This window comes from Belliella alkalica, from assembly GCF_022549785.1.
In the GTDB taxonomy this organism is placed as follows: Bacteria; Bacteroidota; Bacteroidia; order Cytophagales; family Cyclobacteriaceae; genus Belliella; species Belliella alkalica.
Map to the genome: position 1 here is coordinate 1 of NZ_JAKZGO010000020.1, position 15,982 is coordinate 15,982.

At 37.0% G+C, this 15,982-nt stretch carries 15 protein-coding genes and 1 pseudogene; 6 read left to right on the forward strand and 10 right to left on the reverse strand.

Annotated features, from left to right (window positions below):
• Positions 1-220: pseudogene (locus MM213_RS17520) on the forward strand (IS1634 family transposase); the annotation flags it as partial.
• A gap of 237 nt (positions 221-457) precedes the next feature.
• Here MM213_RS17520 and MM213_RS17525 read toward each other — a convergent pair.
• Together MM213_RS17525 and pyrR are read right to left on the reverse strand one after the other, a co-directional pair.
• On the reverse strand, positions 458-1,381 hold the full coding sequence (locus MM213_RS17525) for an aspartate carbamoyltransferase catalytic subunit (RefSeq protein ID WP_241414197.1): 924 nt from the start codon (positions 1,379-1,381) through the stop codon (positions 458-460).
• 8 nt (positions 1,382-1,389) lie between these two features.
• A complete protein-coding gene (gene pyrR / locus MM213_RS17530; RefSeq protein ID WP_241414198.1) occupies positions 1,390-1,932 on the reverse strand; it encodes a bifunctional pyr operon transcriptional regulator/uracil phosphoribosyltransferase PyrR in 543 nt (180 codons plus the stop codon).
• Positions 1,933-2,333: 401 nt separating this feature from the next.
• On the opposite strand from pyrR, the gene MM213_RS17535 reads away from it, so the two are divergent.
• On the forward strand, positions 2,334-3,245 hold the full coding sequence (locus MM213_RS17535) for an NAD(P)/FAD-dependent oxidoreductase (RefSeq protein ID WP_241414199.1): 912 nt from the start codon (positions 2,334-2,336) through the stop codon (positions 3,243-3,245).
• 268 nt (positions 3,246-3,513) lie between these two features.
• On the opposite strand, the gene MM213_RS17540 is transcribed toward MM213_RS17535, so the two are convergent.
• A complete protein-coding gene (locus tag MM213_RS17540) occupies positions 3,514-4,131 on the reverse strand; it encodes a hypothetical protein (RefSeq protein ID WP_241414200.1) in 618 nt (205 codons plus the stop codon).
• Positions 4,128-4,601: a DUF4198 domain-containing protein gene (locus tag MM213_RS17545; protein ID WP_241414201.1), complete on the reverse strand. Its 474-nt coding sequence runs from the start codon at positions 4,599-4,601 to the stop codon at positions 4,128-4,130. Before MM213_RS17545 ends, MM213_RS17540 begins: the two co-directional genes overlap by 4 nt.
• Before the next feature lie 125 nt (positions 4,602-4,726).
• Between MM213_RS17545 and MM213_RS17550 the strand changes: the two genes are divergently transcribed.
• The gene (locus tag MM213_RS17550) at positions 4,727-5,242 is read left to right on the forward strand and encodes a lipoprotein (protein WP_241414202.1); all 516 of its coding nucleotides are present in this window, start codon (positions 4,727-4,729) and stop codon (positions 5,240-5,242) included.
• A gap of 56 nt (positions 5,243-5,298) precedes the next feature.
• On the opposite strand, the gene MM213_RS17555 is transcribed toward MM213_RS17550, so the two are convergent.
• Positions 5,299-6,171, reverse strand: a complete 873-nt coding sequence (locus MM213_RS17555) for an SDR family oxidoreductase (protein WP_241414203.1) — start codon at positions 6,169-6,171, stop codon at positions 5,299-5,301.
• Between the two features lie 125 nt (positions 6,172-6,296).
• On the opposite strand from MM213_RS17555, the gene MM213_RS17560 reads away from it, so the two are divergent.
• Positions 6,297-7,106, forward strand: a complete 810-nt coding sequence (locus MM213_RS17560; protein ID WP_241414204.1) for a hypothetical protein — start codon at positions 6,297-6,299, stop codon at positions 7,104-7,106.
• A gap of 113 nt (positions 7,107-7,219) precedes the next feature.
• Here MM213_RS17560 and ahcY read toward each other — a convergent pair whose 3' ends face one another.
• Both ahcY and MM213_RS17570 read right to left on the reverse strand, forming a co-directional pair.
• Entirely contained in the window at positions 7,220-8,539 is a 1,320-nt protein-coding gene (gene ahcY, locus MM213_RS17565) for an adenosylhomocysteinase (protein ID WP_241414205.1), read from the reverse strand.
• A gap of 78 nt (positions 8,540-8,617) precedes the next feature.
• Positions 8,618-9,373, reverse strand: a complete 756-nt coding sequence (locus MM213_RS17570; RefSeq protein WP_241414206.1) for a biotin--[acetyl-CoA-carboxylase] ligase — start codon at positions 9,371-9,373, stop codon at positions 8,618-8,620.
• Between the two features lie 87 nt (positions 9,374-9,460).
• Here MM213_RS17570 and rsfS point away from each other — a divergent pair, with 87 nt between their 5' ends.
• Complete coding sequence (gene rsfS, locus MM213_RS17575; RefSeq protein WP_241414207.1) at positions 9,461-9,811, forward strand: ribosome silencing factor; 351 nt, start codon at positions 9,461-9,463, stop codon at positions 9,809-9,811.
• A gap of 64 nt (positions 9,812-9,875) precedes the next feature.
• Positions 9,876-11,948, forward strand: a complete 2,073-nt coding sequence (gene ftsH / locus MM213_RS17580; protein WP_241414208.1) for an ATP-dependent zinc metalloprotease FtsH — start codon at positions 9,876-9,878, stop codon at positions 11,946-11,948.
• 418 nt (positions 11,949-12,366) lie between these two features.
• Here the strand turns inward: ftsH and floA are convergent, their stop codons facing one another.
• The 3 genes from floA to proS form a co-directional block, all read right to left on the reverse strand.
• A complete protein-coding gene (gene floA / locus MM213_RS17585; RefSeq protein ID WP_305037101.1) occupies positions 12,367-13,377 on the reverse strand; it encodes a flotillin-like protein FloA in 1,011 nt (336 codons plus the stop codon).
• Between the two features lie 3 nt (positions 13,378-13,380).
• Entirely contained in the window at positions 13,381-13,842 is a 462-nt protein-coding gene (locus tag MM213_RS17590) for an NfeD family protein (protein WP_241414209.1), read from the reverse strand.
• Between the two features lie 642 nt (positions 13,843-14,484).
• On the reverse strand, positions 14,485-15,966 hold the full coding sequence (gene proS / locus MM213_RS17595) for a proline--tRNA ligase (RefSeq protein WP_241414210.1): 1,482 nt from the start codon (positions 15,964-15,966) through the stop codon (positions 14,485-14,487).
• Positions 15,967-15,982: the final 16 nt, after the last annotated feature.

Here is a 15,982-nt window from a genome sequence, read left to right on the forward strand (position 1 = left end):
ACACATCTGCATCTGCTTTGTGTCTTATGCAGTCTTTAAGGAGCTGGAACGACTGCTTAAAATCGCCAAAGCAGAGTTTTCTGCAACAAGTGCAATAGAGCTGACAAAGAACATGTATCAGATAAAAGTATTCCTGCCAGAATCAAAAACTTATACAACTATACCACTAAAACCCACAGAGCAACAACAGGAACTTATCTCTATTATCATGAAAATTTAGAGTGGGTGTCCCATCGCACAAAACAGGAAGATATGTGTGCTAAGCCGCTATAGGATTGGTCACATATTCATTATCTGCGAAGATTACAGGGCTATTGCCGCTTTGAAGTGCGTAGTACAAAGAATATTTYCGCAATCATCTTCTCGTGAATTTTGTAAAATTCCTAGCGTCAATTGGGGTTAAATCCAACCAATCCACCTAACTGCTGAAAAGACCTGTTTCCATCAGAAGAAAAACCTACTTCACCCCAGCCAACAGATATAAAACCGCCATCCTAATCGCTACCCCATTTTCAACTTGGTTGAGGATGATGGAGTGCTCACTGTCTGCTACATCAGAATTCAGTTCTACTCCTCTATTGATTGGCCCTGGGTGCATGATGACGATTTCTTTATCCAATCGATCCAGCATCTTTTTATTGACTCCATAGTAAAGTGAGTATTCTCTCAAGGAAGGAAAATACTTGATCTGCTGTCTTTCCAACTGTATCCTAAGCACATTGGCCACATCACACCAGGCGAGGGCTTTTTGCACATCGTATTCGACTTTTACTCCCAGACTTGCAATATGCTTAGGGATCAAGGTAATCGGTCCACAAACCATCACTTCAGCACCGAGTTTTTGCAGACAAAAAATGTTTGAAAGTGCTACCCTAGAGTGCAAGATATCTCCAATGATGGCGACTTTTTTCCCTTCCACATCCCCCAACTTTTCCCTGATGGAAAATGAATCCAAAAGTGCCTGTGTAGGATGTTCGTGTGTTCCGTCACCGGCATTGACGATATTAGCTTTGATGTTTTTTGATAGAAAATGCGGAGCTCCTGGACTACTATGCCTCATGACCACCATATCTACTTTCATAGAAAGGATGTTGTTGACAGTGTCGATCAAAGTCTCCCCTTTTTTCACAGAACTATTACTTGAAGAAAAATTCACAACATCGGCTGAAAGTCTTTTTTCTGCAAGCTCAAAGGAAAGTTTGGTCCTCGTGGAATTTTCAAAAAATATATTGGCGATTGTAATATCTCTTAGGGAAGGTACTTTTTTGATGGGACGATTGAGTACATCTTTAAAATTATCGGCGGTCTCAAAGATCAATTGGATATCTTCTGTGCTGATGTCTTTGATTCCCAAAAGATGTTTCGTGCTGAGTTGTGACATATCTTCTCTTAAGCTTTTTCAGTTATCCAAATTGCGTCTTTATCATATCCATTGTCTGCCCATTCCACCATTACATACTGGCTTTCAAGGGTATTGACTTTCAAACCGTAGTAATCCGGCATGATTGGATAATCTCTGGTGAATTTTCTATCGACCAACACCATTAATTCAACTTTTGCTGGTCTTCCAAAAGCAATCATCGCATCCATTGCAGCTCGGACAGACCTCCCTTTGTACAGCACATCATCTACCAAAATGACTTTTTTTCCTTCGATCAAAAAATTGATTTTGGTTTCATTGGCTTTCAACGGAAAGTCTCTCCTTCTAAAATCATCTCTGTGGAAAGTAGCATCCAAATAGCCGGAGGGAACTTTGATTCCAGAGATTTCTTCCAATAATTTCACTAGCTTATCCAATACGATCGGCCCACGTGGCTGCAAACCTAGAAGGACGGTATTCTCAAAAGTATCATGGTTTTCGATCAATTGGTGACAAAATCGCTTCAGAATAATTTCGATTTGCTGCTGATCAAGGACAAGTCTTTTTTGCATGGCTTTCGTTTGGGTGCAAATATAAAAAGAATTGGATTGGAATAAAGGAAAAGATCTCAAAGTTAGATCGTAGAATTTGTTGCTAATCACATTTTCAATTCTCCATACTAAGATTACAGTCCATTTTCATTTCACAGTTTTTATCCCATAAAATTCTTCTAGATTTGATTTCTTTCCTTTACAAATCCAATTTCAAAAATTGAATCTTAATCGAATAAAACATTTCACAAAATTGATTGAACTGAATTAAATGCAACATTGTTGCGTTTTGTAAATCGAACCTTATGTAAACCCTAAGCCAAACTAGACGAGAATTTCTAGTCCAATGTAGTATTGCTGTTACTACGCTGTCAAGTTTTTCTCCATATGTTTTTACAGAAAAATCAATTAAACAAAGTTATATGAAAAACGAAAAATATTACGATGTAATCATCATTGGAGGAAGCTATGCCGGACTTTCTGCAGCTATGGCATTGGGTAGGGCATTGAGAAACGTATTGATTATCGACAGTGGTTTACCATGCAATAGGCAAACTCCACATTCACACAATTTTATTACACAGGACGGAGAAAAACCATACGAAATAGCCAAAAAGGCTAAGGCCCAAGTCTTACAATATGACACTGTCAAATTCCACGAAGGACTTGCCATCAATGGTACCAAAACTAATTCTGGTTTTATTATCACAACAGAAACTGGAGAAAGCTTCAAGGCCAAAAAGCTACTTTTCGCGACAGGAGTCAAAGACATTATGCCTGACATAAAAGGATTTTCAGAATGTTGGGGAATCTCGGTGATCCACTGCCCATACTGCCACGGTTATGAAGTGAGGAATGAGAAAACCGGAATCTTGGCCAATGGTGATTTTGCTTTCCATTATGCGCAATTGATCAACAATTGGACAAAAGACCTGACTATCTTCACAAATGGAAAAGCTACTTTGACACAGGAACAGACAGATCGAATCAAAAAACACAATATCTCTATCGTTGAAAAGGAAATCGACTTCCTTAATCATGAAGATGGAAAAGTCAGACAGATTGTATTCAAGGACAAATCCACCTTTGATCTGACAGCCATATATTCACGTCCAGCATTTGAACAGCACTGCAAGATCCCTGAAAACCTCGGCTGTGAAATCACCGAACAAGGCCACATCAAAGTAGATATGTTTCAAAAGACCAACATTGACAATGTCCTAGCTTGTGGAGACAGTACGAGCATGATGCGATCCGTTGCCAATGCCGTAGCTACTGGAAACCTCGCTGGGGCGATGATCAACAATGATTTGACTATGGAAGAATTTTCGTAATTAATTTACTGCTTATCGTAATAAGCAATAAATTAAATTAATGATTATGAATATCCGCTTTCAAACCAGTACCCATATTTAATTAGGTACAAACTTTGAATTCAGCTGCTGTCGACTGTCGACTGTCATCCGTCGACGATTATCCGCTTGATCCAATTGTTTTATTTACCTTATGGTGTAATTGCGGATAATCATATTAATGATTATTATATTAAGCAATTAAAAATTTTATTGATTGTTTTATTAAGCATTTATTTGGGTTTTTGTGTTAATGAAAAACCAATTCTATCCCCAAGTTAAAAGCCAAAACACTGGACTTTTGGACATAGTTTCTATCATCTTGATTGATATTGATTCTATGTCCATTCAAAATACCATAAGCGAATCCACCTATAAGATTACACTCCCCATAGTCACCCGATTTCATCAAAAAATAACTTACGTTAACTTGACCAAAAATCCTGTCATAATTTAAACGGAATTTTTGGGTTTCATCTATATTTACAGCAACAAAATTCCCATATCCGATCCGCGGTTCCACTGATACTTTTTCTGATATTGGTATTATATGATAGACAAACAATCCGGTTTCTTGAAATCTTGAGCTTTCGAAAAAATCAGCTAGAAATTGGGAGTTATTAATCCTAGTAATATTTCCAGACAAAACTCCACCTATTCCGGGCAAATTATTATATCTCGCTTTCAAAGTAAACTGAACTCCCGGAAAAACCGAATAATCATTTGCCAAAAAATTATTCCCTTGCAAAAAAGGCTGATAAAGACTGCCAGAAAGCCCCCATTCTATGCCTTCGTTTTTGTTTTTGATATTTTGGGAAAAACCCAGTAAGGGTAAAACAACACAAATGATTAATAGTGCTTTTTTCATAATGGCTTGATGAAAACGTTTGATAAGTCTAGCACCTGTTGTTCATTTGTGTAATATTCATTCAAAAACAAATAGATCTCCTCCGTTATTTCATCATTTTTTTCAACTCCAAAAACAAAATCTGGTTCTATATACAAATAATAAAGAGGATCGAAATTATCTCTTGCGGCTAATGCAAACTGAAAGTTTTTCTTGGGAACAACAAATTTGAACACCCCCCTTTCATTTGTCTTTCCTCTATAAATACCATTTGAAGTATCATCCCATGAAAAGTCTTCCAATTCTACTAGCAATATTTCATTAGCAAACACTACCTCTATATTTTGTGCAGGAGTTCCATCTTCAAAAATTAAAACCCCTTGAAAAGTGGTAAATTCATTGTCTTCATATAATTTACAGCTAGTAATTAATAAAAAACTAAATGCAAAAACTCCGATTAAATAAATTAATCTAAAATTGATTTTATCCATATTTTAATTTTTGAAGCAAATTTTAAGGTCAATTTAATGAGTAAAGCTAAATGGAAGATTAAAATATAACACTATCATTTATATTGACGTATTCCTATTTATAAATGTCCTAAAATATGAAGACTATGAACAAATACTTTTTCTACTTCTGTATAACTATAATTTTATCTTCCTGTTCACCCGGAATAGTCGGTCTCATGAAATTGGAAGATGTACAGGCACTCAAAGGTGACACTTTATATGTGTTCTTATCAGACAGAGAGTCAGACATCAACCTCCACAAAAAATACAACCAAAACCGTCGTGCTAATCGACTACAAAAAGAAACAGATTCATTCAACCTGAAATTAGAAAAAGCTTTTAAAGAAAATTACAGATTTTCAGACCTCCAATTCGCAATGGATTCTGAACAAAAAGATGTTAGTTTCTATGCTACAATTGACATTACCGAAAATTATGGTGAACGAGGAAATCAATACCTCGTTCAGCTCAACATTAGAAATAAAAATGGTGAAATAGTAGAGAATACCTTCAAAGAATCCTCTACAGACACCAACTATAATCTCAACTACTTGGTAAAGCAGCTGAACAGGAAATTAGACAGAAAATATACCCAAGCAAAGAAAATGCAGGGACAATAGTTATAAGTTCCTAATTTTCCATTTAGCTTTCAAATAGCCCCAAAGCAATTTGGGGCTCATCCCTTTTTTCCTCTTGATGCCTCCATCATATCCCAAAGCTCTTGAGGTATTTGATCCAAATTATTGAATTCGCCGGCACCTTGAAGCCATTCGCCTCCATCAATGGTAATCACTTCACCATTTACATAAGCAGAAAAATCCGACATCAGGTATGCTGCCAAATTTGCCAATTCTTGATGCTCCCCTACCCTACCCACAGGAACTTTTTTTGCAGGATCAAATTTCTTGACCAGATCTCCAGGCAATAATCTACTCCAAGCCCCTTCTGTAGGAAAAGGGCCAGGTGCGATTGCATTCGATCTAATGTTATATTTTGCCCATTCTACAGCTAATGATCTTGTCATTGCCAATACGCCCGCTTTGGCTGCTGCACTTGGGACTACATAGCCAGAACCAGTCCATGCATAAGTCGTGACTATATTCAAAAATGTGCCTTTCTGTTTTTCTTTTATCCAATACTTTCCTGCTGTAAGAGTGACTTGGGAAGTGCCTTTTAAAACAATATCAAGAACAGTATTAAATGCATTTGTAGAAAGTCGCTCCGTAGGACTGATAAAATTCCCAGCTGCATTATTCAATACTGCATGAATCTGACCAAAATGTTCAACTGCATCTGTCCACATTTTCTCTACTTGGTCAATTTCCCTAACATCGCATGCAAGCGCCAAGACTTTTCCTCCAGTTTCTTTCTCCATTTCTTGAGCAGTCTCTTGCAATACCTCTAGCTTTCTGCTTGTGATTACCAGATTGGCTCCCAACTTTAAAAAGTACAATCCCATAGATTTCCCCAGACCTGTCCCGCCACCTGTCACAAGTATATTTTTGCCTTTGAGGGCACCTTCTTTTAACATTCCTTCTGTGTAACTCATTGTTTATTGGGTTTAAAGTTTTAAGATAAAGATTCTTTCAAGCATAAAAAAGAATGTGCTTTCAGATTTGGCATCATTTTTTTTATAGGACAAAGGACTTAACTTTGACTCTACAATATATCACCATGAATCGAATATTTTTCACAATTCTTTGTCTAATCCTTATTTGGTCATGCACCAATGACATTGACAAAAATATTACTACAAATCTTCAAGTAGAAGCAAACGAGATTTCAAGAACTTCATTAGCCTTGGAAGAATCGATTATATATGCTTTCTATTCTTTCCAAGATTATCAAAATGCCACAATTGATTCTTTGCCGGGTTGCCCCGAACTTACCATCTCAGATATTTCAAAAACCGTTACTTTGGATTTTTCAACCAAGGCAACATGTGCTAGTCAAAGAATTACTAGAACTGGAAGAATCATCTTAGATTTTACCGAAGACAGCTTGCAAAATGAAAAAGTAATTCTTCAATATGAAAACTATAAGTTAAAAAACTTTGAAACACAAGGGTCTAGGACTTTCACAAAAGCCCAAAGTAACTCTACAAATCCTCGCTGGACTGAGGAGTTTGAGGATTTAATTATCATTGATGAATTCAATTCCACAACAAAAATATCAGGCTCTTTTTCCTACAACTTGGAATACACCAATGGTGAATTCACTTCAATTAGTAGCATGGGGCAAATTGAAGGACGCAACATTACAGGAAGGCCACTAAAAATGGGATCAACAACGCAGCGAAGATATTCAATCGCTTGCATTTTGGAAGGTTGGGTATTACCTACTAGTGGAATTGAAGTTTGGGAAATATTTAGAAATCCAAACAGATCACTAGCACACACCGTCACTTTCGTGTCGGAAGATGATTGCGAATCAAAAATCAGTATTTTGCTATCTGACGGAAGGACAATCATATTGGAACAATAAATAAAAAAACCGGGCAAAATTGTCCGGTTTTTTTATTTGGAAAATGAAATTTCAGTTTATTCAAAATAAGCTATTTGCTATATGAAAAGTTGAAATCAAATCTGCCTTTTTTATTAATATCTATAATATTCAGGCTTATATGGACCTTCTGGTGTCACACCGATATATTCAGCTTGATCAGTAGAAAGCGTATCCAACTCTACACCCAACTTAGCTAAATGCAAGGCGGCTACTTTTTCATCCAAATGCTTTGGCAATACATATACACCTGGTTCATACTGATCTGTATTCGTCCAAAGCTCCAATTGTGCTAAAGTTTGGTTTGTAAATGAATTGGACATTACGAAAGAAGGGTGACCAGTTGCACAACCAAGGTTTACCAATCTACCTTCAGCAAGTACAATAATTTCCTTCCCATCGATGGTATAAAGATCCACTTGAGGCTTAATAACATCTTTAGTATTGCCATAGTTTTTATTCAACCAAGCCATATCAATTTCATTATCAAAATGACCAATGTTACAAACGATAGCTTTGTCCTTCATCGCTCTGAAATGTGGCTCAGAAATAATGTCTTTATTTCCAGTTGCAGTCACTACGATGTCAGCTTCTTTTACAGCATCCACCATTTTCTTCACTGCAAAACCATCCATAGCAGCTTGTAGCGCACAGATTGGGTCAATCTCAGTGACAATCACCCTTGCACCTGCACCTCTCAAGGAAGCTGCAGAACCTTTTCCTACATCACCGTATCCTGCCACAACAGCTACTTTACCTGCCATCATAACGTCGGTAGCTCTTCTGATAGCATCTACCAAAGATTCTTTACATCCATATTTGTTATCAAATTTGGACTTAGTCACAGAGTCATTGACATTGATTGCAGGCATAGGGAGCGTACCTTTTTTCATTCTTTCGTACAATCTATGTACGCCCGTCGTAGTTTCCTCTGACAAGCCTTTGATTCCTTTTACCAACTCTGGATAGTGATCCAAAACCATGTTAGTCAAATCTCCACCATCATCCAAAATCATGTTCAATGGCTGTCTATCTTCTCCAAAGAAAATAGTCTGCTCAATACACCAATCAAATTCCTCTTCAGTAAGACCTTTCCAAGCATATACAGATATTCCTGCTGCTGCAATTGCTGCCGCAGCATGGTCTTGCGTGGAGAAGATGTTGCATGAAGACCAAGTTACCTCAGCACCCAAAGCCACCAAAGTCTCAATCAACACTGCTGTCTGTATTGTCATGTGAAGACAGCCTGCTATCCTAGCTCCTTTAAGTGGCTGGGCAGCGCCATATTCTTCTCTCAATGCCATCAAACCTGGCATTTCGGCTTCAGCTAATTTAATTTCTTTTCTTCCCCACTCTGCTAGAGAAATGTCTTTCACCTTATACTTGATGAATTTGTCGGATTTAATTTCGGACATATTTAAATTTTTAATTGATAAATTTCAATATAGAAAACGCAAATTTACAGCTTTTTAAGACAAATGGAAACTTGTCTTCTAGAGAAAACTAACTTCTTTGACTCCATAATAGTTCTTGATTCCGTCTTCTTTTTGAATTATTAGCTTTCCATCATCTTGAACCCCCATAATCATACCGACAAAATTTTCAGAATCACAATAATTAGCCCATTCCTGATACCTAAACAAATTGTTTAAATAATACAAATTGAGCTTTTTCAGATTTCCTTTTTTCAACTCAAGATAATAAACTTCTATCTTATGGATAAGAAGTTTGAAGATTTCCCATTTGTCAAAATCAATACCTGACAGATTCGTCAGAGATGTGGCAGATAAATTTTCGAAAAACCTTTGATTAATATTCAATCCAATTCCAGCCACCGAAAACTCGATTCCTTTTTGACCAATAATATTTTCTATCAACATCCCTCCCAACTTACCATCAGTTTCATGAACGATATCATTCGGCCATTTTATCTTCAATCCACTCACATATTCAGACAAAAGCTCGTGTACAGCTACAGAAACCGCAATATTCAGGTCAAATTGCTGCATTGGCTGAAGAAATTTTGGAGAAAGGACTAAAGAGAAAGTTAAATTTTTCCCCGCTTGACTTTCCCACACATTTCCTCTTTGACCTTTTCCTTTTGTTTGCTTTTCGGTAATCACTATAGTCCCTTCGGCAGCTTCCCTAGATTTAATTTTTTCCACGGCCACATCATTGGTAGAGTGACACTCTGGCAGAGAAATGATATCTTTACCGAGAAATAAAGTATTGGCAAGGATTTTATACATTTTATATTAGTTAATTTGTACTTCTATGTAGATATTTAAAATCTACAGGAAACAAAAATAAAGATTTAGTAAAATTAATTTAAAAATATGACAGCAGAAGCGCTGAGTAAAGTAATTGTTAAAGGCATGGAAGAAAAGAAGGCTTCCGACATCGTAATTATGGATTTGAGAGGGGTGAAAAATTCAATGACAGATTTTTTTGTGGTTTGTTCGGGCAATTCTGACACTCAAGTAGAGGCAATAGCGGATGCAATTGAAGATGAAGTAATAAAAACAAATAAAGAAAAACCTTGGAGAACTGAAGGTAAAAACAACAATCAATGGGTATTGATGGACTATTTTAATGTAGTTGTTCACATCTTTCTCAAAGACCAAAGAAACTTCTATGGACTTGAAGAACTTTGGGGAGATGCAAAGTTTACATATATAGACAGATAAAGATTTGAACTTTCGGCACCCTAATTCGTTTTACAAAAGTTAAAATAGCATTAAATATCGAGCGATGAGCGAAAATAATAAGAGCAAAAAATTCATCCCAAAAACTCCCCAAAAACCAAATTTCCAACTTTGGTTGATTATTACGGCTGTAATTGTATTGGTAGGAGTTACTTGGTTCAATCAAAGAAATTCTGTAATCAACATTACCAGCACTAGATTTGAGGACATGTATCTTGCCAATGATGTGGCAAAGGTGATGATTATAAGAAATCAAAATAGAGTTGACATAACACTCAAGGAGTCTTCGTTAGAAAACGAACGTTATAAAACTGAGTTAGAAGGGAATGGTCCATTTTATAATCCAGGAGGCCCTCATTATTCAATTGAGGTGGTAAGTGGTGAAAAATTCGCTGCCGATTTCAAGGATCTAGAAGCCTCAGTACCCGAAAATCAAAGAATAGGTTATGATGTTAAAAATGAGGAAAGTTGGACAAACCTATTTTCCACGTTTGGATTCTTCATTATCCTATTTGTCTTATTCTGGGTAATGATGAGGAGAATGGCTGGTCCAAGCGGCCCAGGTGGTCAAATCTTCAATGTAGGAAAATCAAAAGCACAACTATTTGATGCGGAAAACAAAGTCAAAATCACATTTGACAATGTGGCTGGATTAGATGAGGCTAAAGAAGAGGTTCAGGAAATAGTTGAATTCTTAAAAACACCTGCTAAATTCACCAAACTAGGAGGAAAAATCCCTAAAGGAGCACTACTTGTAGGCCCTCCAGGCACAGGGAAAACTTTGCTCGCGAAGGCAGTAGCTGGAGAAGCCGGAGTACCTTTCTTCACACTTTCTGGTTCTGATTTCGTAGAGATGTTTGTCGGCGTTGGGGCAGCAAGGGTAAGAGATCTATTTAAGCAAGCAAAAGAAAAAGCACCATGCATCATCTTCATAGATGAAATAGATGCTATTGGTAGATCAAGAGGGAAAGGCCAAATGCCTGGATCAAATGATGAAAGAGAAAACACCCTCAATTCACTGCTTGTAGAAATGGATGGTTTCGGAACTGACTCTGGAGTTATTGTATTGGCAGCTACAAATAGACCTGATGTATTAGACAGTGCATTGTTGAGAGCAGGAAGGTTTGATAGACAAATCAGCATTGACAAGCCAGACATTATTGGCAGAGAAGCCATCTTCAAAGTACACCTTGCACCAATCAAGACAGCAGATGATATTGATGCCAAAAAATTGGCTGCTCAAACCCCAGGTTTTGCAGGAGCTGAAATCGCTAACGTATGTAATGAAGCAGCTTTGATTGCTGCAAGAAGGAATAAAGCAGCTGTAGATATGCAAGATTTCCAAGATGCTGTAGATAGAGTTATCGGTGGTCTTGAGAAGAAAAATAAAATTATTTCTCCAGAAGAGAAAAAGATTGTAGCCTACCACGAAGCTGGTCATGCAGTAGCTGGTTGGTTCCTTGAGCATGCAGATCCTTTGGTAAAGGTGAGTATTGTACCAAGAGGAGTAGCTGCATTAGGTTATGCACAATATCTCCCTAAAGAGCAGTTTCTTTATCAGACAGAGCAGTTGATAGATGAGATGTGTATGACTCTAGGAGGTAGAGCAGCCGAGGAAATCATCTTCGGTAAAATCTCAACAGGAGCTTTGAGTGATTTGGAAAGAATTACAAAAATGGCATACTCGATAGTTTCGATATATGGTATGAACGAGAAAATTGGAAATGTTTCTTTCTACGATAGTAAAGCATCTGAATATAGAACTTCTAAACCATATTCTGAGAAGACTTCAGAAACGATAGATGAAGAAGTTAGAAAGTTAATTGGGTTTGCTTATGAAAGAACAAAAGATCTACTGACTCAAAGAAGACCTGAGCTTGAGATCTTGGCTAAGGAACTTCTAGAAAAAGAAATCTTATTCCAAATGGATCTTGAAAGACTTATTGGTAAAAGACCTTTCGAAAAAGAGACTACTTATGAAGCATTTACCAAAAAAGTAGATGCTAATGACAAGGCTGCTGCGGAGAAAAAGCTTATCGAAGAAGCTCAAGCCAAAAAAGATGATGCCTCAAGTGAAAGTGTAGATATAACATCTCAAATTGGCGAAAACAAAGATTAACATTTCATAAAATAACATAAACAAAGCCCTGATCAAGAAATTGGTCAGGGCTTTTTCTTTTAAACTAAAGCTTCAAAGATTCATTGAAGCCACTTAATGTTAAGAGAAAAAATATTCCCAAATAAATACATGCATGACTACTCTAACCCTGACATATGGAGTAGGACCACTTACCAACAAAGATGTTATATAGGAATACAGACTGGGTTCTAGTACCAAAAGCATTTCTCCTCCCCGACAACTTTTTAGAAAGGCATAATTCAATCCCGAGCAAAAAACGAATCACTTCTGCGAACAAAAAAAGGATAAAGAACCAATGATGTCCTTTATCCTTTTACTTATATTTCAGATCTATATTCCCAAATTATGAATCCTTGATTTAGCTTAAACAAGCATTCTGAAAAAAATTGGGTTAGCCTTATTTATCTGTAATCTTACCTCTGGAGCTGTCAGAACCACCTGAATCATCCCCAGCAATGGTCGATCTCATATCTGTATCAGACTTGATATTTTCCATTCTGTAGTAATCCATAATCCCAAGATTTCCAGATCTAAATGCTTCTGCTATTGCCTTCGGAATTTCAGCTTCAGCCTCGATTACTTTGGCTCTCATCTCTACAGACTTAGCTTTCATCTCTTGCTCCAATGCCACGGCCATTGCTCTTCTTTCCTCTGCTCTAGCTTCTGCTACTTTCAAATCAGCAGATGCTTGATCTATCTGAAGCTTTGCACCAATGTTTGTCCCAACATCTATATCCGCAATATCTATTGAAAGAATCTCAAATGCAGTACCTGCATCCAAACCTCTTTCCAACACAAGTTTTGATATTTTATCAGGATTTTCCAATACACTTTTATGGTTCTGAGCAGAACCAATTGAAGTTACAATCCCTTCACCTACTCTAGCAAGGATTGTCTCTTCGCCTGCACCACCTACTAGCTGAGCAATATTAGCTCTTACAGTAACCCTTGCTTTTGCAATCAGCTGAATACCATCTGCGGCAACAGCCGCCACATTTGGCGTATTGATTACTTTTGGATTTACTGAAATCTGAACTGCCTCAAAAACATCCCTACCTGCCAAATCAATCGCAGTAGCTTGCTTAAAACTCAAATTAATATTTGCTTTGTCTGCAGAGATCAATGCCCTTATCACATTGGGGACATTTCCACTTGCTAGATAATGCGTCTCCAGATCATTTGTAGTCAAATCGAGACCTGCTTTAGTGGCAGTAATCAAAGAATTGACGATAATGCTTGGTGGTACTTTCCTTATCCTCATCCCTATCAACTCACCTATACCGACCTTCACATTTGAGAAAATTGCAGTGATCCAAAGATTGACTGGAACGAAATATAAAAAGACGAAAAGAAGTATCAGCGCGGCAAATGCTGCAAATAAAATGAATGCCGAATTAGTCATGTCCATAAGTTATTTTTTTACGGTGATTCTATTATCTCCCAATTTAGTAATAAATACGATTGAACCGACAGAAATAAATCCAGAATCGGATTTTACTTCATATATTTTATCCAAAAACTCAGCTTTTCCTATAGGCTTGATGTCTGAAACAGCCTTACCTTCCATACCCAATTCCAATCCAAGCAACCTTCCATCAAAGGACCTACTTTGAATGGAGTCCTTCAAGGCAAATTTATTCCAAACCCCAGCCTTAAAGCCGTAAAAAAGCGCCACAAAATTAATAAATAATGTAATCCCCAAAACAATCCAAGCTGTGGAAGTATCAAATTTCAAAAATGAATAGTATACGCCTGCTGCTGACACAATTAATCCTAACACACCAATTATTGTCGTGCCAGGAACAAAAATTATTTCCGTGAGGATCAATATCAAACCAATTGTTAGTAGAGAAATAAGTATAAACCAAGTCATAATTGAAAGGGTATATTTTTAGTAAAAGTAATTTAATTTCTACAATGTACTAAATGCAGGGATAATATAAATAATATGAATATCCGCTTTCAAACCAGTACCCATATTTAATTAGGTACAAACTTTGAATTCAGCTGCTGTCGACTGTCGACTGTCATCCGTCGACGATTATCCGCTTGATCCAATTGTCTTATTTACCTTATGGTGTAATTGCGGATAATCATAATAAATAATATGAGTATCCGCAATGTTGCATATTGGCTAAGATTAGTTTTTTTGTGTTGCTGATTCTCGTTACCGGACAAGTGTCAACTGAATCTCAAATCATTCATCAAACAATCTATTGATTGGCTACGTGCAAGAAAGCGGATACACATGTTAAATAATATGCATATCCGCTTTCACACTAGTAGTCATTTATAGTATTGTATTGTTTGAAGTTCATTTCTATCAGCTGTGGATGGATTATTGAGCACTGTCGATGATTTATAAGAGAAATGATCACATACATGTGTCACTCAGGATAATCATAAAAAACACCAACTCCATCATCAATTGAAAATCCAAAAGCTAATTTAATTAAAAAAGCCCTTCGAAACATTATAGTTTTAAAGGGCTTTTTTAAACTAAATTTACGTCAAATTAATATGCTCTCGCAAAGAGTACCCTACCATTTGAAGGATTTCCTGTCAAGACACAATTTCCTTTTTCTTCATTTTGATCCAGAGGAATACATCTTATTGTCGCTTTTGTAAGTTCCTTGATTTTTTCTTCTGTTTCAGAAGTTCCATCCCAATGAGCAGAAAGGAATCCTCCCTTTGACTCTATCTTATCCAAAAATTCATCCCAAGTATTCACTTCGGTTGTCATTTCCTTTCTGAAATCAAAGGCTTTTTGATAAATAGTCTCCTGAATCTTATCCAACATCTCAGTAACATAATCCTCAATTTGGATTTGTGCCAAATCCACTGTCTCTTTGGACAAGGTGTCCCTTCTAGCTACTTCGATAGTATTATTTTCCAAATCTCTTGGCCCCATAGCTATTCTCAAGGGAACTCCTTTCAATTCATATTCCGCAAATTTCCAGCCTGGCTTGTGCGTATCTCTTTTATCAAAATGAACTGAAACACCTTTCGCCAATAGCTTCTTTGTTATTTCATTTGCCTTATCAGCTATTTTATCAAACTCTTCATCAGTCTTATAAATAGGCACAATAACGACTTGTATTGGAGCCAATTTAGGAGGTAAAACCAATCCGTTATCATCTGAGTGCGCCATAATCAATGCACCCATCAGTCTTGTACTTACTCCCCAAGATGTACCCCAAACATGCTCAAGTCCTCCTTCTTTCGTAGCAAATTTCACATCAAAAGCTTTTGCAAAATTCTGTCCCAGAAAGTGTGAAGTTCCTGCTTGAAGAGCCTTTCCATCCTGCATCATTGCTTCTATGCAATAGGTATCTTCAGCACCTGCAAATCTTTCATTAGCACTTTTCACACCTTTTACGACAGAAAGTGCCATAAATGTCTCCGCAAAAGTAGCGTAGACATTAAGCATTTGGACGGTTTCGTCAATTGCCTCTTGCCTTGTAGCATGTGCAGTATGTCCTTCTTGCCAAAGAAACTCAGTCGTCCTCAAAAATAACCTTGTCCTCATTTCCCAACGAACTACATTTGCCCATTGGTTGACAAGGAGTGGAAGGTCTCTATAAGATTGAATCCAATTTTTGTAAGTACTCCAAATGACAGTTTCTGATGTTGGCCTTACAATCAATTCTTCTTCTAACTTTGCATCTGGATCTACAATGACACTTTTTCCATCCTCGGAATTTTTCAATCTGTAGTGTGTTACTACTGCACACTCTTTCGCAAAACCTTCTACGTGACTTGCCTCTTTGGAAAGAAAAGATTTTGGTATGAAAAGGGGGAAATATGCATTTGAATGACCTGTTTCTTTGAACATCTTGTCAAGTTGGGCCTGCATCTTTTCCCATATCGAATATCCATATGGTTTGATGACCATACATCCCCTTACCGCGGAGTTCTCAGCCAAGTCAGCTTTCTTTACTAATTCGTTGTACCACAAAGAGTAGTCTTCACTTCTTTTAGGCAATCCTTTGCTCATGATTTATTTGTTGATA